Raw genomic sequence first — 25,483 nt, 5'->3', positions numbered from 1 at the left:
ACGTGTTTGAGATGTGGTCATAGCGACTGTCGTATCAAGGCGAGTTGGACGGTGGCTTCGTAGCGGACGGCGAGTTTGTCGTATCTCGTGGCGACGCCACGGGCTTGCTTCAGCAGGGCGAATCGGCACTCGCCTTTGTGCCTGCGTTTGTACATCTCGCGGTCGAAGGCAGGTGGGCGTCCGCCTGCCGAACCTCGTCGGAGGCGGTGTCCTGCCTGGTCACGCTTCTCCGGGATGGTGTGCGGGATCTGTCGTTTGCGCAGGTAGGAGCGGATGGCGCGGGAGGAGTAGGCCCGGTCGGCAAGCACGTGGACGGGCCGGGTCCGTGGGCGCCCACCACCGGTCCGGGGGACACGGATCCGGGCCATCACCTGCTCGAAGGCCGGTGCGTCACCCTTCTGTCCGGCGGTGATGACAGCGGCCAGGACGTGGAAGGAAGCGTCGACGGCGAGGTGAATCTTGGTGGTCAACCCGCCGCGCGAACGTCCGAGACCGTGGTCGTCCGGCTCGGCCGCCAGGCCGTCCTCGCGCGGCCGGCCCGGATCGTCAGCCCCTTTTTGCGGGCCCCGGCGGCATGCTGATGTGCGCGGCACACGGTGGAGTCGACCGAGACCTCCCACTCGATGATCCCGTCGGCATCCGCTTTGACCTGCAACTTCGTCAGGATCCGGGTCCAGGTCGCGTCGACCTGCCAGCGCCGGAACACCGCATATGCCGTCTCCCAGGGCCCGTACCGCTCGGGCAGATCCCGCCAGGGCGAGCCGGTCCGGGCCCGCCACCAGATCCCGTCGAACACCTGCCGCCGATCCCTCGGAGGCCGGCCCATCTTCGGTATCGGAGGCAACAGCGGCTCCAGCCGATCCCACTGCGCGTCCGTCAGGTCACCACGAGACATCCCAAGATCATTTCATAACCTTGATCAACATCTCAAACACGTCCTAGCACCCGAACCTCAAGGGGCCTGGGTAAGGGCCGTTTCGGCGCCGAGCAGACCTTCGCCCTTCTCCACCAATTCCGCGACTCGCCGTACGCTGGGAACGGCGTCCCGAACTCGGCGACGTCTTCACCTTCGTTGACCTGCAGCCTGATCTGCTGGCCCACTTCCCAACTGGCGCCTCAGCGCCGTCGCTCGGCCGCCGCCAGTTCCTCCCAGTGGTAGATCAACGCGCGGCACACCCGCCCCAGTTGCTCCGCGCGATACGCCGCCCCTGTCCCCGCCGTCGCCCCCGCGCGCAGCTTGCGGCGGGCCTCGGCGACCGACGCCAGGGCCAGGCAGCGGCCCTGCTCGCCCTGCGGGAGGCTCAGTGCCAGCGCTTCGACCTCCGGGGCGAGCAGTCCGATGTGTGTACGCAGCAGCAGGACGGTCTCCTCGGCCGTCGCAACTCGCGCGCTGTGCACGTCACTTCGTTCGTGTGGGGTTTCCTCGTTCATGTCTCGAATGTGCCCTGCTCAGGGCTAGCTTTACGAGCCTGACGCGGCGTACGGGTCTGCTGTACGGGCCGTCGCCGGTTCCGTACGAGGCGGCGAGGGAGTGTCGGCGTGACCGACGATCGCAACAACCATCAGAACCAGAATCCGAATCAGTACGACGAGAACGTCCCCGTAAGCCTGCGCATCCTCAGCACCCAGATGCGGGCGCTGCGCGAGGGCGCGGAGCTGACCCAGCGGGAGCTTGGCGATCGGGCCGGGTTCTCGGAGTCCCAGATCGGGAGTGTCGAGCAGGGGCGGCGACCACTGAGGATGGACCTGGCGGAGCAGCTGGAGCGGGTCTTCAAGGTGCCGAAGGTGTTCACGTCGGTGGTGAACGAGCAGCTCAAGGAGCCGCACCCTTCGTGGTTCCAGCCGTTCGCGGCGGCGGAAGCGGAGGCGGTTGCGTTGTCTACGTACAACGCGCAGTTGATCCATGGCTTGCTCCAGACCGAGGCGTACGCACGAGCCGTCCACCTCGCTTACCGACCTGCCCTGGACGACGAGGAACTCGAACGCCGAGTGGCCGCCCGACTTGCTCGACAGCAGCTCCTCACCCGTACGCCGGCCGCGTCCCTCAGCTTCATCCTGGAAGAAGTCACGCTGCGGCGGCCGATTGGTGGGTGGGACGTCATGCGTCAGGAGCTGAATCACCTCCTGGTGGTCGGGCAATTGCGACATGTCGAAATTCAGGTCATGCCGACGGAACGCTTCACCCATGCTGGATTGGGCGGCTCATTCACCCTGGTCGAGCGAGCCGATCAAGAAGTCGGCGTCTACCTGGAAGTTCAGGACAACGGCCGCCTGATCGGCGATCGGCGTCCTGTCAGCAAGATCGCTAGGCGGTATGGAATCCTCCAGAGCCAAGCCCTCTCCCCCGAGGAATCGGCGGAGTTCATCCGGCAGTTGGTGACGGGAGAACGATGAACAACCTGAACTGGTTCAAGTCCAGCTACAGCGATGGCGGTGGCGGCGAATGCATCGAAGTCGCATACGCCTGGCGCAAGTCCAGCCACAGTGGAAACGGCGGCCAGGACTGCGTAGAGGTCTCCGCGCACCCCACCACCATCCACATCCGCGATTCCAAGATCACGACCGGCCCCATACTCGACGTCGCCCCCGCGCCCTGGGCGGCCTTCGTCGCGTACGCGTCCTCGCAGGTCAGCGGGGCGTAACGCTGGGAAGTCGCCCCCTCGGCCCGCCGGATCGTGGTTCGCCGCGACTCGGCGGGCCGCTTCGCGGGTGGGCTCGCGCCCCTAAAGGACTCGGGGAAAGAAACTTTCCAACCTCCCCCTCCAACTCCCCCATCCGCTGGAGCAATTGGCATGTCACCCGATCAGGTGACGGGGTGGCATATTCCGGGATCGGCGCGGTACGTTCGCGCCAGAACAACTCCACGCGTCGCCTGTGCGGCGCCCACAACAGCACACAGAATCGGCCCCCGGCGGGACGGCAATCCCGGTCCGAGGGCCTGATCATCAGGAAGAAAAGAGCTTCCCCATGACTTCGGACAAGTCTATCCCCGCGCCCTCTTCCAGCGGCGGCGTAACGCACGTCCGGCACCGGCACGAGACGCACTTCACCGTCGTCGGTAACCACCTCGCTCAGCACCGGTCGCTGTCCGCCATCGCGATCGGTCTCGCCGTGCACATCCAGTCGCTGCCGGACGGCGCGTCGGTCGGCATCAAAACACTGGCGGCGCGGTTCCCGGAGAGCGAGTACCGGATCGCCGCTGCTCTCAAGGAACTTGAGGCCGCCGGGTATCTCCAGCGCGCGAAGCACCGCACCGCAGGTCAGCGGATCGTGACCAGGACGACGTACTACGAGCGGCCGGGTGTGCAGCCGGTCGCCGTACGCCGGGTCAGTCTGGTGAAGCGACCGCGCGCGACCGCGCCCGCGCTCTCGCCCGAGGAGGAGGAACGGCAGCGGCCCGCTGTCGCCCTGCTGGCCGCGCTGCGCTTCCGCGACCCCCGGCTGACCCTGTCCGTACGCGATGCCACGCGCTCGCCCCGGCCGTCACCACCTGGCTGGACCTCGGAATCCCGGATGCCCAGGTGACGCACACGCTCATCGGCGGGCTTCCCCGGGAGCCGCTCGCGCGGCCGGCCGGGCTGCTCGCGTACCGGCTTGCGAACTGGCAGCCGCCCGAGCCGCCTTCCGCGCCGCCGACGCTCGGGCCCGACCGAGTGGCCGTCGTACCGCTCCAGGACTGCGACGGGTGCGAGCGCGTCTTCAGATCGCACGAGCCGGGGCGGTGCGCCGACTGCCGCCCGCAGGAGCCGTACGCCGCCGCCTGACGCACCGCCGCCCCCGACGGCCGGTCGATCGGCTGCCGGGGGCGGCGGTGCGTACGCACAGAGGCGGGCGTGCGAGGACGGACTCAGATGAGGCCGAGCTCGCGGACCGCGTCACGCTCTTCCTTGAGCTCCTGCACCGACGCGTCGATGCGGGTGCGGGAGAAGTCGCTGATGTCCAGGCCCTGGACGATCTCGTACGTGCCGTTCGCCGTGGTGACCGGGAAGGACGAGATGAGGCCCTCGGGGACGCCGTAGGAGCCGTCCGACGGGATACCCATCGAGGTCCAGTTTCCGGCGGCCGTGCCGTTGACCCACGTGTGGACGTGGTCGATGGCGGCGTTGGCGGCCGAGGCGGCCGAGGACGCGCCACGGGCCTCGATGATCGCCGCGCCGCGCTTGGCGACGGTCGGGATGAAGGTGTCGGCGAGCCACTGCTCGTCGTTGACGACCTCGGCGGCGTTCTTGCCGGCGACCTCGGCGTGGAAAATGTCGGGGTACTGGGTCGCGGAGTGGTTGCCCCAGATCGTGAGCTTCTTGATCTCGGAGACCGGTACGCCGGTCTTCTTCGAGAGCTGCGAGAGCGCACGGTTGTGGTCGAGGCGGGTCATCGCGGTGAAGCGCTCGGCCGGTACGTCCGGGGCCGCGGCCTGCGCGATGAGCGCGTTGGTGTTGGCCGGGTTGCCGACGACGAGGACCTTGATGTCGTCCGCGGCGTTGTCGTTGATGGCCTTGCCCTGCGGCTTGAAGATGCCGCCGTTGGCGGACAGCAGGTCGCCGCGCTCCATCCCCTTGGTGCGGGGTCGGGCGCCGACGAGGAGGGCCACGTTCGCGCCGTCGAAGCCGACGTTCGGGTCGTCGGTGATCTCGATGCCCTGGAGCAGCGGGAAGGCGCAGTCGTCAAGCTCCATGGCGGTGCCCTCGGCGGCCTTCAGGCCCTGCGGGATTTCGAGGAGACGCAGCTTGACCGGCACATCCGCGCCGAGCAGGTGACCGGAGGCGATACGGAAGAGCAGCGCGTAGCCGATCTGTCCGGCCGCGCCGGTGACGGTGACATTCACGGGAGTGCGGGTCATGGCGATCTCCGTAAGACAGCTGGCGGTGGGGGTCCCTGCCCCTACTTTCCGGATATCTCTTCGGTGAATCTTGATGTGAAGAGAAATCCAGCGATCAGGCTATCGGACCCCGGGAGCGCCGTTCCCCCGGCCCCGTGTGGTGCCGCGCACATCCGCGTCCCGCACCGCGTGTCATCGCGGGTCTCCGCCGGTCCCCGCACACAGGCGGCGGCCGTCGGCGCGGGAGGGGGGATGCGCCGACGGCCGCCACCGGGGTGCTGTGCACCCGTGGGGGGGATATCTCTCGCGTGCCCCCGTTCCGCATGGGCATGCCCCCTCGGCCACCACTTTTTTCTTCTCCCGTTTTATCCCGGTCTACTCCGGCGTGGTGCAGCCCTTGACCCCGGTCGTGAGCGTCGCGCACGCCTGCGCGTCGGTGGCCCCGGCGACGGCGAGCATCGGGGTGTACGCGTCCTTGTCCGCGTCCACCGTGCCGTCCTGGCCCGCACCCGGGCCTGTCCCCGCCTCGGCGCCGGAGGTGATCCTTATGGTGTCGCCGGCCGTGCCCCGGGTGATACGCGCCCACGCCGCCCCGCATGTCTTGCTGTACCGGACCTCGACGACGGCGGTGCCGATGGTCGCGGTGGCCGTCGTCTTGGCGAAGTCGCCGCCGCAGCCCATGTTCTCCGGGTCCTTGCCCGTGCAGTCGTCGCCGGCGCATTCCACACCGGCGGGCAGCTTGGGCGCCGAAGCCGTCGGGGTCGCGGACGGCTTTTCGTCCGCGGTCGGCTGCTTGTCCTTGCCGCCGAGGTCGGTCAGCAGCACGACGGCCGCGATCAGCAGGAGCGTGCCCACAACACCGGCGAGGAACATCGTCACCTTCCGGCGACGGCGCTGCTGGTCGGGCGAGCCGCTGTCGCCGCCCGACGGCTGCGGCGGTGCTCCGAAGCCCTGCGGTGGGGCGCCGAAACCCTGCGGAGGCGCGGCGGGCGACGGGCCGACGGGGGCCGCGCCCTGGCCGGCCCCCGCGCCCCGGCCCGTACCGCCGACGGATCCCACATCGCCGGAGCGCCCGGGGCCCGCCGCCGGGGCGGAGGGGCCGGGGGCGGGGCTGCGACCGGGGCCGGACGCGTGGCTCGGGGCGACACGCTTGCCCGGCTTGCTGTTCTTCACCGGCGCCTGCGTCTGACCGAACTCGCCCAGCGCGGCCCGCGCCTGCGAGATCCTGATCGCTTCCATGGTCATGTCGTGGCGCATCTCGGAGCGGCTCCAGGCGCGCTCCGCGAGCTCCCACATGGTGGTGAGGTGCCCCGCGTTCGTGCCGGTCACCTCGGCCAGCACGACCACCGCGCCCTTGGGCGCGAGCAGTCGGCCGCTCAGATAGCGCTCCCAGGACGTCTTGCTGTACCCGGTCCGGTCCGCCACCGCCGCGATGCTGAGCCCGCTTCGGTCGACGAGCCTGCGCAGCTGGTTCGTGAACTCCGTGACCTGAGGATCCAGCTCCTCGGGCAGCGCCTTCCAACGAGGCATTACGCCTCCCCCTTTTCCCCCCGTACGTACCTGATGTGCCCCGCGTCCACGTGCCCCCGCCGTGCCCTTCGTCATCCGTGATCCGGACTACCCACAGGGATGCGCAAACCCAGGATGTCAGTTCCGGGGGTGGCGGCGCACAGGAGCGTTCGGGACACCGGCGTACACCTTGCGCGCCCTGTCCCAGATCCTCGCAGTGTCCCACCTGTGCGGCGCGTTCTGTTGCGCAGTGATCGCACCGTGGCGGAATGGTCACTTCCATGACACAGGGACCCGGCGACTCTTGATCGGTTTTGGCGCGTCCATGACTCTTAAGTGCGGGCAACGCGGGGGCAACAACCGCGGGCCCGCACCGTACGGACGGCGCTCGTCCTCCCACGGGGGAGAGGACGGGCGCCGTCGTATGTGCCGTGCTGCGAGCCGTTGTCCGGGCACTTCCGGCCGGTCTTCACTACCGGGAGTACGGCCGGGTGATGATCTCCATGTTGTGGCCGTTCGGGTCCTCGAAGTACGCACCACGACCACCGAAGAGACGGTTGATCCGACCCGGTTCGGTGTGGTTGGGGTCGGCGTAATAGGTGACTCCGGCCGCCTTGATCCGGCCGATCATGGTGTCGAATTCCTCATCCGGGACCAGGAACGCGTAGTGCTGCGACACGAGGGTGGGCCCGACGTTGGTGTAGTAGTCGAGCGTCACACCGTTGGCGACGTCGACCGGGATGAACGGCCCGAACGGGGCGCCCACTTCCAGGCCCAGGATGTCGGCGATGAATTCGGCCGAGGCCTGCTTGTCCTCGGCGTGCACAACGGTGTGGTTCAGTTCAGCGGCCATCGCGGCCCTCCTTCGGGGTTGGTGACGCGGTCCCGGAAACCGTAGGCGGCAGCCCGCCCGTCGGCAGCTCCTTTTGCTCCGCGCTGGCCGGGCGGTCGACGTTTCTGGCCATACGACCGCTTCGGCCCACCCGACCTCCCCACTGCCCCCGACACGTCCTCTCCCCGCGCCTCCCCCTGCCACCGGCACGCCCTCTCTCAGGCGGACATCTTCTTCCTGAGGTTCTCGTCGAGCGCGTCCAGGACACGTCCCCTGCTCGCGTGCGCACAGGAGCGGGCTCGCTCGTGCGCATGCCGCGGCTCGTCGCTTTATCTCGCCATCAAGATACTTTACATCGAGAGAAAACGGCAGGCTTTTGGGACATGCGGAATCGGCGCATCGCGCAGGGCTTCGGCGCACCGTGGCAGCGGACTTGAGCGCGGCTGGGCGGGGCGGCGCACTTTGAGCGCGGCGTGGCCGCGGACTTGAGCGCGGCGTGAAGGGCTTCAGCGCACGGTGAAGCGGACCACGGCCTCCAGGAAGGGGATCTCCAGCCAGGGAGCGGGCTGTGCCATCAGCGCGAGCAGCGAGATGACGACGCCCAACAGCCCGTACGTGACCATGTCGGTGAAGCGCGAACGCACCGCCAGCATCCCCACCGACGGGATCAACCGGCGCATCACGGCGCCCCCGATCAGGGACAGGCCGATCAGCAGGGTGCCGAGCCGGAAACCGATGCCGAAGGCATCGACGGCGACCAGCAGCAGCCCGAACGCCGTCACGCCCATGACCGCGAGGAACGGCCACTGCCGGACCGGGGCGGCAGCGCCCCCGGGGGCCGCCCGACCGCCGCCCTCGGGGCGCGCGGTGTCCCGGGTGAAAAGAGGGAAGCGCCGCGTGGAACGGACGGGCCCCTCCGGGCTCGGAACGCTGACGACGCCCTTGCTCTGCGGTTCGGAGAAGTCCGCCTCGACGTCCCTCCCGGACTCCGGGGAAGCCTCCCCCTCGGGGCCCGGGGAGGAACCGGCGGCCGTCACGCCTTCGGAGGCCTCGGCGGGCCCGTCCGCGTCAGCCGGGGAACCTGCCGCGGGGGCGGCCTGGTTGTCGTCCGGAACCGCGCCCGAAGCCGCGCCCGGAGTCGCATCCGAAGCCGCGTCCGGAACCGCGCCCGTACCGGCGTCCGGCGTCACGTCCTGCGTCACGTCCGCACCCGCGTCCGGCGTCACGTCCGACGTCGCATCCGTACCCGCGTCCGTACCCGCGTCCGACGTCGCGTCCGCGTCCGACGTCACGTCCCGGCTCGCACCCGTGCCCATGGGCAACGCTTCCCTCTCGCTCACTCCCGCTCAGCTCGCGGCAGCGGCAGCGGCAGCCGCGTCGCGCTCGGCGGCCTCGACCACGTTCACCAGCAGTTGGGCGCGGGTCATCGGCCCGACACCGCCGGGGTTGGGTGCGACCCAGCCGGCCACCTCCGCCACGCCCGGGTGGACATCGCCGACGATCTTGCCGTTCTCGTCGCGGCTGACGCCGACGTCGAGCACGGCCGCGCCCGGCTTCACGTCCTCGGGCTTGATGAGGTGCGGCACACCGGCGGCGGCGACGATGATGTCCGCCTGCCTGAGGTGCGAGGACAGATCACGCGTACCGGTGTGGCACTGCGTCACGGTCGCGTTCTCGGACTTGCGGGTCAGGACCAGTGGCATCGGGCGGCCGATGGTGATGCCGCGTCCGACGACCACGACATGCGCGCCATTGATCTCGACGCCGTGGTGGCGCAGCAACTGGACGATGCCGTACGGCGTGCAGGGCAGCGGGCCCTTCTCGCCCAGCACCAGCCGGCCGAGGCTCATCGGGTGCAGGCCGTCGGCGTCCTTGGCCGGGTCCATCAGCTCCAGGACGCGGTTGGTGTCGATGCCCTTGGGGAGCGGAAGTTGGACGATGTAACCCGTGCATTCGGGGTTGTCGTTGAGCTCCCGTACGACCGCCTCGATCTCCTCCTGGGAGGCGGTGTCGGGCAGCTCGCGCTGGAGGGAAGCGAGCCCGACCTGGGCGCAGTCGCGGTGCTTGCCCGCGACGTACCACTTACTGCCCGGGTCGTCACCGACCAGCAGGGTCCCGAGCCCGGGGACGATGCCCTGGGACTTCAGAGTCGCCACGCGGGCGGTCAGATCGGACTTGATCGCGGCTGCGGTGGCCTTGCCATCGAGAATCTGGGCGGTCATGCCCCCATCCTCGCGGATGGACCCGCCATGGTTCCAATCCGCCGTGCGTCCGGGGCCCGTAGCGGCGAGCGAGGTTGCACTTGCACAACACATACAAGAACCGACTGGACAAAAAGACGACCGTACTACGACGATGATCCGCGCAGTGCCGCGGAGAGCGGCGGGGGGCTGACCGCTTGATTTTGTGTTGTTCCTCCGCTCGGGCCGCGACGTCCCCAGCATTTCAACGGAGGAACCCCGCCATGAGTTTCGGCGACCCGAACAACCCGTACGGCCAGCAGGGCCAGCCCCCGCAGCAGCCCGGTCAGCCCCCGCAGGGCCAGCCCGGTTACGGCTACCCGCAGGCGCCCCAGGGCGTGCCCCCGCAGGGCCAGGCCGGATACGGCTACCCGCAGGGCGACCCGCAGCAGGGCCAGCCCGGCTACGGCTACCCCCAGGCGCCGCCGCCCGGCACTCTGCAGGCCAACAGCGGCTACATCAACGTCCCGGTGCTTGGCACGGTCCAGGTGCCCACGATGGGCCGCCGCCTCGGCGCGCGTGCCATCGACGGCGTCGCGATCTTCGTCGTGTACTTGATCTTCAGCGCCATCGGCCTGGCGGGCGCGATGGGCGCGGCGGACGACATCGACGCTTGTGGCCTCGCCGGCAGCCCCGGCTACGACCAGTGCGTCACCGACGCCAGCGCCGGCATCATCGCCACGGCATTCGGCGCAATCCTGATCTTCGGTCTCATCACGCTGCTCTACGAGTGGCTGATGATCGCCTTCGTCGGCGCGACCCTTGGCAAGATGGCCCTCGGCCTGAAGGTCATCAAGGAGAACACGGGCCAGGTCCCGGGCCTCGGTGGCGGCTTCATCCGCTGGATCCTCCCGATGGTCGGCTCGCTCCTCTGCGGCATCGGCACGCTCCTGGTCTACCTGTCGCCGTTCTTCGACAACTCCGGGAAGCTGCAGGGCTGGCACGACCGTGCCGCCGGCACCCTGGTGATCAAGAAGTAACCAGCGTTGCGCTGTTGTACGGCCGAAGGCCGCAACCCCGGCGGGTTGCGGCCTTCGGCCGTACTGCGTTGTGCCTGATGTCTCAGTGGAAAAAGTGGCGCGTACCCGTGAAGTACATCGTCGCGCCCGCCTTCTGCGCGGCCTCCACGACCTGCTCGTCACGGACCGAACCGCCCGGCTGCACCACGGCCTTGATGCCCGCGTTCAGCAGGATCTCCAGGCCGTCGGGGAACGGGAAGAACGCGTCCGAAGCCGCGTACGCCCCCCGCGCGCGCTCCTCGCCCGCACGCTCCACCGCGAGCTTCGCGGAGTCGACGCGGTTGACCTGTCCCATGCCGACGCCGACGGACGCACCGCCCTTGGCGAGCAGGATCGCGTTGGACTTCACTGCGCGGCAGGCGCGCCAGGCGAAGGCCAGTTCGGTCAGCTCGTTGGCGGACAGCGCCTCGCCGCTGGCGAGCGTCCAGTTCGCCGGGTCGTCGCCCTCGGCCTGGAGGACGTCCTTGACCTGCGCGAGCCCGCCGCCGTCGATCGGCTTGAACTCGGCCGGGGGCTGGGGCCCTTCGGCGCAGCGCAGCACCCGGATGTTCTTCTTCCGGGAGAGGATCTCGACGGCGCCGTCCTCGTAGTCCGGGGCGACGACGACCTCGGTGAAGATCTCCGCGACCTGCTCGGCCATCGCCGCCGACACCGGCCGGTTGACGGCGATCACACCGCCGAAAGCGGACAGCGGGTCGCAGGCGTGGGCCTTGCGGTGCGCGTCGGCGACGTCGTCACCGATCGCGATGCCGCACGGGTTGGCGTGCTTGATGATCGCGACGCAGGGCGCGGAGTGGTCGTACGCGGCCCGGCGCGCGGCATCGGTGTCCGTGTAGTTGTTGTACGACATCTCCTTGCCGTGCAACTGCTCGGCCTCGGCCAGACCCCCGCAGCCGCCGGTGTAGAGAGCGGCACCCTGGTGCGGGTTCTCGCCGTAACGCAGGACGTTCTTACGCTCGTACGTGACCCCGATGAAGGACGGGAAGTCCTCGCCGTCACCGGCGTAGTCGCCAGCGAACCAGCCCGCCACGGCCACGTCGTACTCGGCGGTGTGCCGGAACGCCTCCGCCGCGAGGCGCTTGCGCGCGGTGAGGTCGAACCCACCGCTCCGCGCGGCGCCGAGCACGTCGGCGTACCGCTCCGGGCTGGTGACGACCGCGACCGAGGGGTGGTTCTTGGCGGCGGCGCGGACCATCGAGGGGCCGCCGATGTCGATCTGCTCGACACACTCGTCCGGGGTCGCGCCCGAGTCGACGGTCTGCTGGAACGGGTAGAGGTTCACGACGACCAGGTCGAAGGGCTCGACGCCCAGCTCGGCCAGCTGCTCGCGGTGCGAGTCGAGGCGCAGGTCGGCGAGGATGCCGGCGTGCACGCGCGGGTGCAGCGTCTTCACCCGGCCGTCCAGGCACTCGGGGAAGCCGGTGAGCTCCTCGACCTTGGTGACGGGCACCCCGGCGGCGGCGATCTTCCCCGCGGTGGAGCCGGTGGAGACCAGCGTGACGCCCGCCTCGTGCAGACCGCGGGCCAGGTCCTCCAGACCCGTCTTGTCATAGACGCTGACCAGCGCGCGGCGGATGGGCCGCTTCGTACCTTCGGCGGTCACTGGATAACTACCTTTCGTCCCTCAATGCGGTAGCCGTTACGGGCCAAGCGCCCCACGACATCGACGAGCAGCCGTCGCTCGACTTCCTTGATGCGCTCATGGAGAGCGACACCGTGGTCTTCGTAGTCCTGCTCCCGGACCTCGACCACGCCCTGAGCGATGATCGGACCGGTGTCGACGCCGTCGTCGACGAAGTGGACGGTGCATCCGGTGACCCGTGCGCCGTACGCGAGCGCGTCGCGTACGCCGTGGGCTCCGGGAAAACTGGGCAGCAGCGCGGGGTGGGTGTTCACGCACCGGCCGCCGAAACGGGCGAGGAATTCCTTGCCCACGATCTTCATGAAGCCGGCCGAGACCACCAGGTCCGGTTCGTACGCCGCGGTCGCCTCGGCCAGGGCCGCGTCCCACTCCTCGCGGCTGCCGAAGTCCTTCACGCGGCAGACGAAGGTCGGCAGTCCGGCGCGCTCGGCGCGCTCAAGACCTGCGATCCCGTTGCGGTCGGCTCCGACGGCCACAACGCGGGCGCCGTACGCGGCGGGGTTCTCGTCGATGGCGTCGAGCAGGGCCTGGAGGTTCGTACCGGAACCGGAGACCAGAACGACGAGTCGGGCCGGTGTACGGGCGGGGGGCGGGGAGGCCACAGCGGGTCTCTTTCTCGCAGATGGTGCGGCTTGTGTGGTCGTACGAACAGATCGCGTCCCCGGTTGGGGGAACTCTACGAAGGCGCCGACCGTCAGCAACGATACCGGCACACCGGGACGCCCCCACGGGACGGGTGCGCGGCCGGGAGGTAGCGTCAGGGGACAGGTTCGCGTCCTCGGACGCGAACAATCCGTCTCCGGACGGGAACAGACGACACAAGGCCCTTCGCAGTACAGGGGTCCGAGGGGAAGACGTTCACCAGATGACGGACCGACGCCGCCGCGTGGCTCTCCGCCTGCCGCACTCCGGGGCACACCTCGGGACATTCACAGATGTCGGGGAGCGCGGCTCCCAGTCGCTGCCGCGGGACCGCCAGTCCTCGTCGACCCCGCCCCAGTCGCCACAGGGGGACGACAACCCGTTCGCACCGCCGCCCGAGGGCAGGCCGGACCAGCCCTGGAAGCCGCGCAAGCCGGCGTCCGGGGACGCGCCCGACTCGGATTCCCCCGCTTCCGACCCCCGCTCCGGTGGGCCCTCGGCGCCGGAGGACAGGCCGCGCTCCGCGTGGGGCAGCAAGTGGAGCAGCCGCCAGCCCGGACAGCAGGGCGGCGGCTTCGGCGGGCCCGGCGGCCGACAGGGCGGCTCCGAGGGACAGGGCGGCCCGGACAACAAGGGCACGGGCCTGCGCTGGGACCCGACGGACCCCGCGCAGCGGCGCGCCCGCTACGCGCTGCTCGCCGGCATGTGGGCCTTCTTCTGCGCGCTCTTCGACCTCCCCGAGATCGCGCTGCTGCTCGGGGCGCTCGCGCTCTACTGGGGCATCAGCGCCCTGCGCGGCGTGAAGCCGGCCGACCGTCCGAACCCGGCCGCCGACCCGACGAGCCCCCCGCCGGCCCCGGTGGCCGCCGGCGGCCCGCCCGCGGTCGGTGGGATCGGCGCGGGAGGCGCGACGCCCGGCAGCAAGCCGCTCACGACGGCGGCGGTGAGCGGCCTGGTCACGGCGACGCTCGCGCTGGCGATCGTCGCGGCGACGTTCACGGTGCAGATCGTCTACCGCGACTACTACACGTGCGTGCAGGACTCGCTGACCCAGTCGGCCGAGGTGACGTGCAACGACTTGCTGCCGAAGTCACTGCGGTCGGTGTTCGGGGTGAAGGAGTAGCGGAGCCCTGGGAGCAGGAAACCGCGGGCGGGGGCGCCCTGCGCCCGGGGCGTAGGGCGCCCGCACGGGAGCAGGAGGCCGCGGGCGGGAGCGCCCGTACGGGAGCGGGAAACTGCGGGCGGGCGTGCCCGTACGGGAGCGGGAAACTGCGGGTGGGCGTGCCCGTACGGGAGCAGGAAGCTGCGGGCGGGCGTGCCCGTACGGGAGCAGGAAGCTGCGGGCGGAAGCAGGAAGCTGCGGGCGGAAGCAGGAAGCTGCGGGCAGGCCCGCCCGGGAGCGGGAAACCGCGGGTGGGGGTGCCCGTACGGGAGCGGGAAGCTGCGGGCAGGATCGCCCCCAGCGGCCTACCTTTCCCCTGGCGCCGGTGGCGTCGGCGGCGGCGTCGGTGACACCGGGTGGTCCCGATCCGGCGGGATGTCCGCCATCAGCCCGCCCGACGCCTCCTTGACCGCCGCCCACCGCGCTTCCCGCACCCCGCTGTCGTGCCACACCGCCCCCGGATCATCCGCAGGCAGGAAGTCGTACGACACCTCCTCGTCCTCCAGCTGCGCAGAGCCGGCCGCGCTCCGAGCCGGGGTCCGGTCCCGACGCGACCGACGCCACCAACGCCCGCCCGGGTCCGCCCCACCACCGGCACCGGCAGCAGCACCAGCACCAGCACCAGCACCAGCACCAGCACCAGCAGCGTCGACCGCCCTGTCGTCCGACGTACCGCTGTCGCCACCGGCCACGTCGCCCTCGCCCTGCCCACCGGGCCGCCACCAGGGCACCGATTCCGCTTCGGCCGACTCTGCGGCGGCCACCGCCTCCACAGCGCCCGGCGCCCCACCACGCCGCCACCAGCGCGCGGTCTTCACCGGCACGGCCGCGACGGCCACGACAGCTTCGTCGGCCGGGGCTTCCGCACCTTCGCCACCGCCACCGCTGCCGTGTGACGCACGCCGCCACCACTTCCGCTTCGCGGCGTCCACCTCGACAGCCGGACCGGCGCCCGCATCCGCCACCGGCACCCCCGCGCGCCCACGCCACGTCCGCGGTGTCCGTTTCCGCAGCCGCCACGCGCGCAGGAGCACCGCGCCCGGGACACCGAGCACGACCGTCCACACCAGCGCCGCCACGCCCGCACGCCACCACGAGGGGCCGAAGGCCGACAGGTCCCCGGTGCCCAGCGGCCCGCCGGCCAGCGCCGCGAGCACCGCCGTCGCCACCGCGCAACCCGCGCCCGCCAGAGCCGCGGTGAGCGCCGTCTCGCGACGGCTCCAGGCCTCCTCCCGTACAGCGAAGGCGGGCGCCGCCCTGCGCACGGTGAACCAGACGATCACCGCCGCCGCGACGACCGGCACGGCGAACGAGGCCAGGCTCCCGGGCGTCCCCCGCCCCTCGACGGGCAGCGCCGCGAGCAGCGGAAAGTGCGGAAGGGCGGGACTCCCCGCGACAGCCAGAGGTGTGGCCGTCGCGCCCGCACCCATGGCGAACCCGGGTCCGAGTCCGTACGCGGCCCCCCACACCGCCGCGTTCGGCACCAGCGCGACAGCGAGCATCAGCACCGCGAACCGTCCTGACCACACCCCCGTGAGCTGGAGGAACGCACCCTGCGCCGATCCCGCGTGCCACACCAGCGAGACCGCGACCAGCAGCGCGCCGCCGCCCACCAGGACCATGACACCGGCCGCAGCGGCCCGGAGTGCGACCAGCAGCCGGGGGCGCACAAGGGCATCCCGCACGCCCCCTGGAATCCAGCCGGGCAGCGGCCCGTACGGTCGTCCGTTCGCCGTCCACACCCCGGCAGCCGCCGCCGCCATGGTGACGACGGGCAGATGGATGGCGGCGCTGAGCGGTGCGGCGGGCAGTGGCCCGCCGGAGGCGTAGAGCAGCGCGGCGCCGCCGATCAGCAGATAGCCGATCGTCACACCCCAGAAGGCGCTACGGGCGGACGGCCGCGCCCGCTCCTGCTCGGGATCGAGGGCATCCCGCGCGGCCCGGTGCGCGAGCCACACCGGCAGGGCGATCAGCAGCATCGGGGCCAGTCCGACCGGGGCGGGGACGCCGGAGAGGGTGTCGTGCCGGACGAGTTCCGTGCCGTGAGCGAGCAGCCACAGCCCGGCGGCGACGTGCAGCGCCCCGGCAGGGCCACTGTCCGGATACGGGGAACTGATCCACAGCACCATCACCAGCACGGCGAGCGAGCCCAGCCCGAGCCCCGCCGCGATCACCCCCCGCGCGATGCAGGCGGCCTGCGCCGAGGAACGACTGTGCACGGACGACAACCACGGGGCGCGTTCGCGTTCGGTCACTTGAGTCACCCGGCCATGCTGCCAACGACACGCGCTTATTCCGCGTAACAGGCGAACAGCTGTCGTGTCGCTCAATATATGTTTATGTACTTTTTCGACTGGCGCAGTGCTGTGGGGGGTCCTTCATGACGCAGAGCACTTCCACCGTCTCGGCCTCTTCCCTGCCCTCTCCCAAGGAGCGGCGCAGGCTGCGCGAGGCGAAATCGCTGTCCCATGAGCAGATCGCCACCGCCATAGGGGTCACGCGCGAGACGGTGCGGTCATGGGAAACGGGCCGCACCAGCCCCAAGGGGCGCAAGCGCCAGGCGTACCTGAGGATGCTCGTCGCGGCGGAGGCGAAGAAGCCCCGCGAGCCGGAGCGAATGCCCGGCCTCGCCCCCGATCCCGTCGTCGCACCGGAACCCGCATCGACATCCGCACCGGCCTCGGCACCTGAATCCGAAGCCGAGCCTGAACGCGCGGCTGCGCCCGACCCGGGGCCGGAGACCGACGCCGCAGCGGCATCAGGGGCCGAGCCAGCCCCCGCCGTGGTCCCGGTCGCGGGCCCCGTCGAGCCTCCCGTTCCGGACCTCACGCCCGCCGAGGCCTTCGACGCCCTGTACACGCGCAGCGCCCCGGCCATACTGCGCCAGGCCTATCTCCTCACCGGGCGCCAGCGGCTCTCCCGGGAGTCCGTGCGGCACGCCTTCCACCTCGCCTGGCAGCGCTGGCCCGAGGTGGCGACCGACCGGGATCCGGCGGGCTGGGTGCGGGCGGCGGCGTACGAGTACGCCATGTCCCCCTGGCACCGGCTGCGGTGCGGCCACAAATACCCCGACCGGGTGCCCGCCGCGCCCGACCGGCGCGAACTGCTCGACGCTCTGCTCGACCTGCCGCCCGCGTACCGCCGCACGCTGCTGCTCTACGACGGCCTGGGCCTCGACCTGCCTGAGACGGCCGCCGAGACGGAGGCAAGCACCCCGGCCACCGCGAACCGCCTGGTCAACGCGCGCGCCGCCGTGGTGGAACGGCTGCCGGAGCTGGCCCGGGCGAGCACCCCCGCCGAGCAGTCGGCCCTGTTGCACGAGCGCCTCGGCACCCTGTCCGACCTCCAGCCCGCCGCCACGCTGCCGCCGGGCCGCGCTGTACGGACGGGCAGCGAGCGCAGGACGCGGTTCTGTACGCGGGCGGCCATCGCCCTCACCACGTTGATCATCGGCGCGACCGCGTTCACGCTCGTCACGGCCCCCACCCGGTACGAGCCCCCGCGCGCCCCGGGCGAAACGGTCGACGGAGTCCCCGTCCGCGGCGGCCCGCTCAAGCTGTCGGAAGAGGACATCGAACTCCGCGACAGACTCCGGGCAGAGCCCATGAACGGCCCGGAGCGGTTGGTCCCACTGGCCCGCTAGAAACCCCCGGACACGTGCCCGTACACGCGGGCGGGCCCGCACCCCCTCGAAGGGGGGTGCGGGCCCGCACCGTAAAAACACTGCACAAACGACCGCACCGACGGCTGCACAACCAATTGCGCAGACCGCTGTACGGACGCCTCATCAGCGACCAGCGACCAGGATCAGACGGCCGGCGATCAGACGATCAGGCAGCGAGGATCTCGCGCGCCAGCTTGGCCGTCTCGGTCGGCGTCTTGCCGACCTTGACGCCCGCGGCCTCAAGGGCCTCCTTCTTCGCCTGGGCGGTGCCCGAAGAGCCGGAGACGATGGCGCCTGCGTGGCCCATGGTCTTGCCCTCCGGCGCGGTGAAGCCCGCGACGTATCCGACGACCGGCTTCGTGACGTTCTTCGCGATGTAGTCGGCCGCGCGCTCTTCCGCGTCGCCACCGATCTCGCCGATCATCACGATCAGGTCGGTCTCGGGGTCGGCCTCGAACGCCTGGAGGGCGTCGATGTGCGTGGTACCGATGACCGGGTCGCCACCGATGCCGACGGCCGAGGAGAAACCGAGGTCACGGAGCTCGTACATCATCTGGTAGGTCAGCGTGCCGGACTTGGACACGAGACCGATGCGGCCGGGCTTGGTGATGTCGCCCGGGATGATGCCGGCGTTGGACTGGCCCGGGGTGATGAGACCGGGGCAGTTCGGGCCGATGATCCGGGTCTTGTTGCCCTTCGACACCGCGTGCGCCCAGAAGGCGGCGGAGTCGTGGACGGCGATGCCCTCGGTGATCACGACGGCGAGACCGATCTCGGCGTCGATCGCCTCGACTACGGCGGCCTTGGCGAAGGCCGGCGGCACGAAGACGACGGAGACGTCCGCGCCGGTCTTCTCGATCGCCTCGGCGACGGAGCCGAAGACCGGGACGGACGTGCCGTCGAAGTCGACGGACGTGCCGGCCTTGCGCGGGTTCACGCCGCCGACGATGTTGGTGCCGTCAGCCAGCATGAGCTTGGTGTGCTTCATGCCCGTGGCGCCGGTCATCCCCTGGACGATGACCTTGCTGTCCTTGGTGAGGAAGATAGCCATGGTTGTGGTGTCCCTCGTCCCTTACTTCGCAGCCGCGGCGAGCTCGGCGGCCTTGTCGGCCGCGCCGTCCATGGTGTCCACGCGCTGTACGAGCGGGTGGTTGGCGTCGGACAGGATCTTGCGACCCAGCTCCGCGTTGTTGCCGTCGAGGCGCACGACCAGCGGCTTGTTGACCGCCTCGCCCTTCGACTTCAGGAGGGCCAGGGCCTGAATGATGCCGTTGGCGACCTCGTCGCAGGCGGTGATGCCACCGAAGACGTTGACGAACACGGACTCGACGTCCGGGTCGCCGAGAATGATCTCCAGGCCGTTCGCCATGACCTCGGCGGAGGCGCCGCCGCCGATGTCGAGGAAGTTGGCGGGCTTCACGTTGTCGTGCTTCTCACCGGCGTACGCGACGACGTCGAGGGTGCTCATGACGAGACCCGCGCCGTTGCCGATGATGCCGACCGAGCCGTCGAGCTTGACGTAGTTGAGGTTCTTGGCCTTGGCAGCAGCCTCGAGCGGGTTGGCTGCGGCCTTGTCCTCGAGCGCCTCGTGCTCCGGCTGGCGGAAGTCGGCGTTCTCATCGAGAGACACCTTGCCGTCCAGCGCGATGATCTTGCCGTCGCCCGACTTGATCAGCGGGTTGACCTCAACGAGGAGAGCGTCCTCCTTGATGAAGACGACCCACAGCTTCTGCAGGACGTCGGCCACCTGGTCGGCGATCTCCGCCGGGAACTTCGCGGCGGCGACGATCTCCGCGGCCTTCTCCGGAGTACAGCCCTCGTTGGCGTCGACCGGAATCTTGGCCAGCGCGTCGGGGTTCTCCTCCGCGACGACCTCGATCTCCACGCCGCCCTCTACGGACGCCATGGCGAGGAAGGTGCGGTTGGTGCGGTCGAGGAGGAAGGAGACGTAGTACTCCTCCGCGATGTCCGCGGTCTCGGCCAGCATCACCTTGTGGACCGTGTGGCCCTTGATGTCCATGCCCAGAATGACATCGGACTTGGCAACAGCGTCGGCGGGGCTGGAGGCCAGCTTCACGCCGCCGGCCTTGCCTCGGCCACCGACCTTGACCTGCGCCTTGACGACAGCCTTGCCGCCCAGGCGCTCGGTTGCTGCGCGGGCCGCCTCGGGCGTGTCGATGACTTCACCGGCCAGCACCGGTACACCGTGCTTGGCGAAGAGATCCCTCGCCTGGTACTCGAACAGGTCCACGCGCGTCCGTCCCTTTTCGTGTGATCGCGGTTCGTTGCATTGTCTGCAATGGGCGTGCCGCAAAGGGCAACGTGACGGCGCTGTCACAAGGGAGGCGTACACGGTGTCCGGTACGCGGCATGTCCGTCTCGCAGGTTATCCCCGAGGGCCGTAGGACCCTAAATCGCAGATCACACCTGAGCGGTGATACCGGTCACAGATTGCACTTGTGACCGGCCCGAGGCGCCTCGCGAGACGCCGTCGCGCCCTTGGCCCCACCGGTGGCCGTCGTCACCTTGCCTCACTGGTGGGGCGCCGTGTCCGGTATGGGGAGCGGGCGCTTCTCGATGGCCGCTGCCATTACTTCGGGGAAGAGCTCGGGCGTACAGGCGAAGGCGGGCGCCCCGAGGGCGGCGAGGGCAGCCGCGTGCTCCCTGTCGTACGCCGGCGCGCCCTCGTCGGACAGTGCGAGCAACGCCACGAACTGCACCCCCGACGCCTTCATCGCCGCGACCCGCTTGAGCATCTCGTCCCGTATCCCGCCCTCGTAGAGATCGCTGACGAGGACGACCACGGTGTCGGCCGGGCGGGTGATCTGCGACTGGCAGTACGCGAGGGCCCGGTTGATGTCCGTGCCGCCGCCGAGCTGGGTGCCGAAGAGGACGTCGACCGGATCGTCCAACTGGTCGGTGAGGTCGACCACGGCTGTGTCGAAGACGACGAGCCGGGTCGCGATCGAGCGCATGGAGGCCAGCACCGCGCCGAACACGGACGCGTAGACGACAGAGGCGGCCATCGACCCCGACTGGTCGATGCACAGCACAACCTCCTTCTTCACCGACTGCGAAGCCCGTCCGTACCCGATGAGCCGCTCGGGAACGATGCTCCGGTACTCGGGCAGGTAGTTCTTGAGGTTGGCCCGGATCGTCCGGTCCCAGTCGATGTCCCGGTGCCGGGGGCGGTTGATGCGGGCGCTGCGGTCGAGGGCCCCGGCGAGCGTGGCCCTGGTGCGGGTGACCAGGCGCTTCTCCAGGTCGTCGACGACCTTGCGCACGACCGCTCGGGCCGTTTCCTTGGTCGTCTCCGGCATCACCTTGTTCAGCGAGAGCAGCGTCCCGACCAGATGGACGTCCGCCTCGACGGCCTCCAGCATCTCCGGCTCCAACAGCAGGGCGGAGAGACCCAGGCGGTCGATCGCGTCGCGCTGCATGACCTGCACGACGGAACTGGGGAAATACGTTCGGATGTCGCCGAGCCAGCGCGCTACGGACGGCGCGGAGGCACCGAGCCCGGCCGACCGGTTGCTGTCGCGGCGTCCCTTGGCGCCGCCGCCGCCGTAGAGCGCGGTCAAGGCGCCGTCCATCGCGGCGTCCTGACCACCGAGCACGCACCCGGTCCCGTCAGCGTCCTGCCCGCCCAGCACGAGCCGCCACCGCCTGAGCCGCTCGCCACCGGCGGAGTCCCTGGCGGGGCCGGCCACCTGGGAGTCGACCGTGGCAGAGCCGACCGCAGCGTCCACGTCATTGCCGTACGTGCTCATCGGGCCTCCTCCGTCAAGACCTTCGGTTGGTTGCTGACGTGGTTGTCGTTGCTGACGTGGCTGCGGCTCTCCCTCAGGTGGGTGGTGTCCGTGCCGAGCAGCAGCGCCAGCACCGGCATCACGGCTTCGGCCCGCTGTTCGTCCAGGCCGGGGCCGAAACCGGGTGCTCCGGCTTCGGTGCGGGCCGGTCCGGCCGTGGTCGGCCCGCGCCTGACCAGCTCGCCCAAAGTGCGTCGCACACCCGGCTCGTACGCCGAGAACGTGCGGCGCAGCAGCGGAAGCACGTCGGTGAACGCCTGGTCGGGGACACCGGCCAGCCAGGCGTCGACCAGGCCCAGGAGGCGCGCGTCGTGCACGAGGAGCATTCCTCCGCCCGAGGCACCGCCGACGAAGCCCTCGATCCAGGCCGCCGCGTCGGCGGGCGGGGTGCCGGGTGACAGCGCGAGCCCCATGAGCCGGGCGGCCTCGTCCTCCGCGAGCCGCCCGTCGTCCAGCAGCAGCCGCACGGCCCGCCCCCGGATGACGCCTCCCACGGAATCCCGCTCCGCGAGCTTGCGCAGCACGGCGGCCCAACGCCCGCGCAGTCCACCGGGGGTGCGGGCATCGGGGCCGGGCTCGTCCGGGGCGTGCGGAGTGGTCTCCGCCAGCAGGCCGATCGCCGTCTGGACCGCGTCGAGGTGGCGGCGCATCTCCGTGGCGCCGTCCGCGTCGAGGCCCGTGCAGGCGGGCGGCAGCCCCACGCAGATCCGCTCGGCCAGACCGGCCGCGACCTCGCCGAGCGCGACCGTGTCCGTGCCGCGTACGTCGCCGTACCGCAGGGAGCGGGCCAGGGCGGGCAGCGCCCGGGCCAGGTTGCCGACGTCCGCGTCCAGCGCGGCGCGGTCCGCGAGGGCCCGCATCACCACCGGCAGGGCGTCCGGCAGTTCGGCCAGGAGGCACCGCTCGGCGAGCGCGGTGACATCGGCGAGCGCGGTCGCCGAGATGGCTTCGGACTCCGCCTTGGCGGTGGCGGCCAAGAGGACGGTGGTGCCCCACACCCCGGCCTCCGCGACCCGCACCGCCAACTCGGGCTCCCAGCGCAGCAGCCAGCTCTCCCGGAACGTACCGGTGCTCCCCCGCCCCGTGGCGGGCCCGCCCCAGTCGATGGACAGCAGCCGCAGCCGGTGCAGCAGCCGGCTGCGCGACGCGTCGGTCTCCTTACGGAGGTCCAGCTCCAACTCCCTTTCCAGCGACTCCGGTTTGAGTCGCAGGGTGCGCTGCGCCCGGGTCAGGTCGCGTTGCAGCGGCACGACGGGCGCCGCGTCCGGGACCTCGCCGAGCACATCACCGACGACGAGCCGGTCATGGATGAGCGCGAGCGGCACGTCGGAGCCCTCGCACATCACGGCGCGCACCGCGTCGGTCGTCTCCGTCAGCCCCGCGAGGGGCCGCCCGCGCATGGCGGCCAAGGTCTCGGCGAGCCGGACGGCCTCGATGACGTGGGCGGAGGACACCATCCGGTCCTCGCCCCGCAGCAGCCCGGCGACCTTGGTCATCCAGCGCTCGATCGGCCGGTCCCTGGCGCCGAAGAGGTGCCCGTACCAGCCGGGCGAGTCGATGCCCGCGCCATATCCGCTGTGCCGGGCGAGCCTGCGGTGTGTCCAGGGCACCCAGGTCATCTCGGTCCTGACCTTGGGCAGCCCCTTGAGCAGCGCCCGGTCGGCGGTGGCCGTGGCGGCCTTCTCGTGCAGCGCGGGAAGGTGCCATGCCCCGCAGACAACGGCGATCTCGTCGCCGAACTCCTTGCGCGCGGCCCGCAACCGGGTCCGCATATAGGCCTCGCGCACGCGGTCACGGGTGTACCCGCCGTCCCCGTATTCCTCCCGCAGCACTGCCATGGCCTCGGCGATCGCGTCGAAGGGCGCGAGGGCGGCTTCCCGCTCCGTGTCTTCGGCGGACGGGCCGCGGTGCTCGACGACGTCCTCCCACCAGCGCTCGGGGTCGTCGTACCCGGCGGTCTCCGCGAGGACCGCGATCGGGTCGATGCGCAGGTCACCGGGGGCGGGGGAACCGTCTTCCGGCCGGCCACCGTCGCCGCCCGTGGAGTCGGCGTCCTCGTCCGCCACCCCCGCACCGCCCCGCGCCGCGCTCTCCTCCTCGCTTTCGCGCCCACCCCTTCCCTGCTCCTCTTCGTCCGCCTCATCTTCCTCTTCAACGAGCGCCAGCGAATGCGCCGCCGGGAGATCGATGAAGCGCACCGGAACACCACGCCCGAGGGCCCAGCGGATCGCGACCCACTCCGGGGAGAACTCGGCCAGCGGCCAGAAAGCGGCCCGGCCGGGGTCGTCCGTGACATGCGCGAGCAGGGCTACCGGCGGGCGCATCTGCTCGTCCGCCGCGAGGGACAGCAGCGCGTCCCCCTCGGGGGGCCCCTCGATCAGCACGGCCCGGGGCCCCACGGCGTCGAGCGCACTCCGCACCGCGCGGGCCGAGCCCGGCCCGTGGTGGCGCACCCCCAGCAGCAGCGGGCCCGCCGTCACGCCGAAACCTCCCGGCATGCGCGGTAGAAGTCCTTCCAGCCGTCCCGCTCGCGGACCACCGTCTCCAGGTACTCCTGCCAGATCACGCGGTCCGCGGCCGGGTCGCGCACGACGGCGCCGAGCAGACCGGCGGCCACGTCACCGGGACGCAGCACACCGTCCCCGAAGTGCGCGGCGAGGGCGAGACCGCTGGTGACGACGGAGATCGCCTCGGCCGTGGACAGCGTCCCCGAGGGCGACTTGATCTTCGTACGGCCGTCGGAGGTGACACCGTCACGCAGCTCGCGGAAGACCGTGACCACCCGCCGGATCTCTTCGATCCCGTCCGGTGTGGTCGGCAGGTCGAGCGAGCGGCCCAGTTGGTCGACGCGTCGCGACACGATGTCGACCTCCGCGTCCGCGGTCGCGGGCAGCGGCAGCACGACCGTATTGAAGCGGCGGCGGAGCGCGCTGGAGAGTTCGTTGACCCCGCGGTCGCGGTCGTTGGCGGTGGCGATGACGTTGAACCCCCGGACGGCCTGTGTCTCCATGCCCAACTCCGGGATGGGCAGGGTCTTCTCCGACAGGATCGTGATCAGGCTGTCCTGCACGTCCGCCGGGATACGGGTCAGCTCCTCGACACGTGCGGTCATGCCGTCGGCCATGGCGCGCATGACGGGACTGGGAACGAGCGCGGCGCGACTCGGCCCGTTCGCGAGCAGCTCGGCGTAGTTCCAGCCGTAGCGGATGGCTTCCTCCGGCGTCCCCGCCGTGCCCTGCACCAGCAGGGTGGAGTCGCCGCTCACGGCGGCGGCGAGGTGCTCGGAGACCCAGGTCTTGGCGGTGCCGGGGACTCCGAGCAGGAGCAGCGCGCGGTCGGTGGCGAGGGTGGTGACGGCGACTTCGACGATCCGGCGCGGCCCCACGTACTTCGGCGTGATCACCGTGCCGTCGGGCAGGGTCCCGCCGAGCAGGTAGGTGGCGACGGCCCAAGGTGAGAGCAGCCACCGGGCGGGCCGCGGCCGGTCGTCGGCCGCGGCGAGCGCCTTGAGCTCTTCGGCGAACGCGTCCTCGGCGTGCGGCCGCAGAGCCTCACCGCTCGCCGCACTGCCGACAGCCTTGGTTTCGGGCACGGTCATGGATCCCCCTCCAGATTTCCCGGATGTGGGATCTACCGTGCACCACGCCACTGACAATCAGCCGTCACCGCAGGTCAGACACCAAGTGGTGGGGCTCTGGAGCTACTTGGCGATGGGCGAGATCGCGACGCAGCCGCCCACCATGGCCTTCTCCCCCTTGGCCTCCTTGATCGTCTTCCCCTTGTGGACAACCTTGCAGCTCAGGTCGGCAGCGCCCTCGATGGCGATCGGCGACACGGCCGGCGGCATGATTCCGCGCAGGGTGACCGTCTTCGTCCACGGCAGCTTGGGCTTGGCGACGGACTCCATCTTCGGGTTCATGGCAGTGCCCCCGCCGCCGGCGAACTCGATGGAATCGACACTCTTGCCGGTGACCTCGTACGTGACCTCGTAGGTCTCGTCGACGGCCTTGTCGACCTGGTCCACAGCCTTGTCCTTGGCGGCCTCGGTCGTCTCGGCGCAGGCGCCGAGACCGAAGGCGAGGCCGGTGACGGCGGCGGCACAGACGGCGGTGCGGATGATGCGGTTCATATGGGATCCCCCCGGATCT

General features: G+C 70.7%; 23 protein-coding genes. 7 read left to right on the top strand and 16 right to left on the bottom strand.

Annotation, left to right across the window (positions count from 1 at the left end):
* Nucleotides 1-17: 17 nt before the first annotated feature.
* Both ACLLJJ_RS24490 and ACLLJJ_RS24485 read right to left on the bottom strand, forming a co-directional pair.
* Nucleotides 18-895 (bottom strand): IS5 family transposase gene (locus ACLLJJ_RS24490; protein ID WP_434595388.1). Its coding sequence is split into 2 segments (ribosomal slippage): nt 18-542 and nt 545-895, totalling 876 coding nucleotides; the frame shifts between segments, so codons are not numbered across the junction.
* A gap of 221 nt (nt 896-1,116) precedes the next feature.
* The gene (locus ACLLJJ_RS24485; protein ID WP_434595386.1) at nt 1,117-1,431 is read right to left on the bottom strand and encodes a DUF6415 family natural product biosynthesis protein; all 315 of its coding nucleotides are present in this window, start codon (nt 1,429-1,431) and stop codon (nt 1,117-1,119) included.
* A 108-nt stretch (nt 1,432-1,539) separates the two neighbouring features.
* Between ACLLJJ_RS24485 and ACLLJJ_RS24480 the strand changes: the two genes are divergently transcribed.
* From ACLLJJ_RS24480 to ACLLJJ_RS24465, 4 genes are all read left to right on the top strand, one after another.
* Nucleotides 1,540-2,394: a helix-turn-helix domain-containing protein gene (locus ACLLJJ_RS24480; protein ID WP_434595384.1), complete on the top strand. Its 855-nt coding sequence runs from the start codon at nt 1,540-1,542 to the stop codon at nt 2,392-2,394.
* Nucleotides 2,391-2,642 (top strand): DUF397 domain-containing protein, encoded by a 252-nt coding sequence (locus ACLLJJ_RS24475; RefSeq protein WP_434595382.1) that lies wholly within the window; start codon nt 2,391-2,393, stop codon nt 2,640-2,642. Before ACLLJJ_RS24480 ends, ACLLJJ_RS24475 begins: the two co-directional genes overlap by 4 nt.
* Nucleotides 2,643-2,967: 325 nt before the next feature.
* Complete coding sequence (locus ACLLJJ_RS24470; protein ID WP_434595380.1) at nt 2,968-3,525, top strand: hypothetical protein; 558 nt, start codon at nt 2,968-2,970, stop codon at nt 3,523-3,525.
* Entirely contained in the window at nt 3,522-3,764 is a 243-nt protein-coding gene (locus ACLLJJ_RS24465; RefSeq protein ID WP_434595378.1) for a hypothetical protein, read from the top strand. Before ACLLJJ_RS24470 ends, ACLLJJ_RS24465 begins: the two co-directional genes overlap by 4 nt.
* A gap of 83 nt (nt 3,765-3,847) precedes the next feature.
* On the opposite strand, the gene ACLLJJ_RS24460 is transcribed toward ACLLJJ_RS24465, so the two are convergent.
* The 5 genes from ACLLJJ_RS24460 to ACLLJJ_RS24440 form a co-directional block, all read right to left on the bottom strand.
* Entirely contained in the window at nt 3,848-4,837 is a 990-nt protein-coding gene (locus ACLLJJ_RS24460) for a malate dehydrogenase (RefSeq protein ID WP_283519890.1), read from the bottom strand.
* A gap of 354 nt (nt 4,838-5,191) precedes the next feature.
* A complete protein-coding gene (locus ACLLJJ_RS24455; protein ID WP_434595375.1) occupies nt 5,192-6,346 on the bottom strand; it encodes a DUF2690 domain-containing protein in 1,155 nt (384 codons plus the stop codon).
* Between the two features lie 451 nt (nt 6,347-6,797).
* Nucleotides 6,798-7,178, bottom strand: a complete 381-nt coding sequence (locus ACLLJJ_RS24450; protein ID WP_434595372.1) for a VOC family protein — start codon at nt 7,176-7,178, stop codon at nt 6,798-6,800.
* A 485-nt stretch (nt 7,179-7,663) separates the two neighbouring features.
* Nucleotides 7,664-8,473: a DUF3017 domain-containing protein gene (locus ACLLJJ_RS24445; protein WP_434595370.1), complete on the bottom strand. Its 810-nt coding sequence runs from the start codon at nt 8,471-8,473 to the stop codon at nt 7,664-7,666.
* 30 nt (nt 8,474-8,503) lie between these two features.
* A complete protein-coding gene (locus ACLLJJ_RS24440) occupies nt 8,504-9,379 on the bottom strand; it encodes a bifunctional methylenetetrahydrofolate dehydrogenase/methenyltetrahydrofolate cyclohydrolase (protein WP_434595367.1) in 876 nt (291 codons plus the stop codon).
* Between the two features lie 242 nt (nt 9,380-9,621).
* Between ACLLJJ_RS24440 and ACLLJJ_RS24435 the strand changes: the two genes are divergently transcribed.
* Nucleotides 9,622-10,377 (top strand): RDD family protein, encoded by a 756-nt coding sequence (locus tag ACLLJJ_RS24435; RefSeq protein ID WP_434595365.1) that lies wholly within the window; start codon nt 9,622-9,624, stop codon nt 10,375-10,377.
* 82 nt (nt 10,378-10,459) lie between these two features.
* Here ACLLJJ_RS24435 and purH read toward each other — a convergent pair whose 3' ends face one another.
* Nucleotides 10,460-12,019, bottom strand: coding sequence for a bifunctional phosphoribosylaminoimidazolecarboxamide formyltransferase/IMP cyclohydrolase (gene purH, locus ACLLJJ_RS24430; RefSeq protein WP_434595362.1), 1,560 nt, complete (start codon nt 12,017-12,019; stop codon nt 10,460-10,462).
* The gene (purN, locus tag ACLLJJ_RS24425; protein WP_434595359.1) at nt 12,016-12,660 is read right to left on the bottom strand and encodes a phosphoribosylglycinamide formyltransferase; all 645 of its coding nucleotides are present in this window, start codon (nt 12,658-12,660) and stop codon (nt 12,016-12,018) included. Before purN ends, purH begins: the two co-directional genes overlap by 4 nt.
* Nucleotides 12,661-12,923: 263 nt before the next feature.
* Between purN and ACLLJJ_RS24420 the strand changes: the two genes are divergently transcribed.
* Nucleotides 12,924-13,823 (top strand): hypothetical protein, encoded by a 900-nt coding sequence (locus tag ACLLJJ_RS24420; RefSeq protein ID WP_434595357.1) that lies wholly within the window; start codon nt 12,924-12,926, stop codon nt 13,821-13,823.
* 344 nt (nt 13,824-14,167) lie between these two features.
* Here ACLLJJ_RS24420 and ACLLJJ_RS24415 read toward each other — a convergent pair whose 3' ends face one another.
* Nucleotides 14,168-16,126, bottom strand: coding sequence for a cell division protein PerM (locus tag ACLLJJ_RS24415; protein WP_434595355.1), 1,959 nt, complete (start codon nt 16,124-16,126; stop codon nt 14,168-14,170).
* 116 nt (nt 16,127-16,242) lie between these two features.
* Between ACLLJJ_RS24415 and ACLLJJ_RS24410 the strand changes: the two genes are divergently transcribed.
* Entirely contained in the window at nt 16,243-17,505 is a 1,263-nt protein-coding gene (locus tag ACLLJJ_RS24410; protein ID WP_434595352.1) for a sigma factor-like helix-turn-helix DNA-binding protein, read from the top strand.
* Nucleotides 17,506-17,692: 187 nt separating this feature from the next.
* Here the strand turns inward: ACLLJJ_RS24410 and sucD are convergent, their stop codons facing one another.
* From sucD to ACLLJJ_RS24380, 6 genes are all read right to left on the bottom strand, one after another.
* Nucleotides 17,693-18,577, bottom strand: coding sequence for a succinate--CoA ligase subunit alpha (gene sucD, locus ACLLJJ_RS24405; RefSeq protein WP_283519878.1), 885 nt, complete (start codon nt 18,575-18,577; stop codon nt 17,693-17,695).
* Nucleotides 18,578-18,598: 21 nt separating this feature from the next.
* Nucleotides 18,599-19,777 (bottom strand): ADP-forming succinate--CoA ligase subunit beta, encoded by a 1,179-nt coding sequence (sucC, locus tag ACLLJJ_RS24400; RefSeq protein ID WP_283519877.1) that lies wholly within the window; start codon nt 19,775-19,777, stop codon nt 18,599-18,601.
* Nucleotides 19,778-20,057: 280 nt separating this feature from the next.
* The gene (locus ACLLJJ_RS24395) at nt 20,058-21,296 is read right to left on the bottom strand and encodes a VWA domain-containing protein (RefSeq protein WP_434595348.1); all 1,239 of its coding nucleotides are present in this window, start codon (nt 21,294-21,296) and stop codon (nt 20,058-20,060) included.
* On the bottom strand, nt 21,293-23,833 hold the full coding sequence (locus tag ACLLJJ_RS24390; RefSeq protein WP_434595345.1) for a DUF5682 family protein: 2,541 nt from the start codon (nt 23,831-23,833) through the stop codon (nt 21,293-21,295). The genes ACLLJJ_RS24395 and ACLLJJ_RS24390 overlap by 4 nt, the downstream gene beginning before the upstream one ends.
* Nucleotides 23,812-24,933 carry an ATP-binding protein gene (locus ACLLJJ_RS24385; RefSeq protein ID WP_434595342.1) on the bottom strand — a complete coding sequence of 374 codons (1,122 nt, stop codon included), beginning with the start codon at nt 24,931-24,933 and terminating at the stop codon, nt 23,812-23,814. The genes ACLLJJ_RS24390 and ACLLJJ_RS24385 overlap by 22 nt, the downstream gene beginning before the upstream one ends.
* Before the next feature lie 102 nt (nt 24,934-25,035).
* The gene (locus ACLLJJ_RS24380; protein WP_434595339.1) at nt 25,036-25,464 is read right to left on the bottom strand and encodes a hypothetical protein; all 429 of its coding nucleotides are present in this window, start codon (nt 25,462-25,464) and stop codon (nt 25,036-25,038) included.
* Between the last annotated feature and the right edge of the window lie 19 nt (nt 25,465-25,483).

The sequence above is a fragment of the Streptomyces sp. A5-4 genome, from assembly GCF_051131715.1.
Lineage (GTDB): Bacteria > Actinomycetota > Actinomycetes > Streptomycetales > Streptomycetaceae > Streptomyces.
The sequence above is the reverse complement of the archived record's forward strand: the minus strand, read 5'-3'. Positions and strand labels throughout refer to the sequence as shown.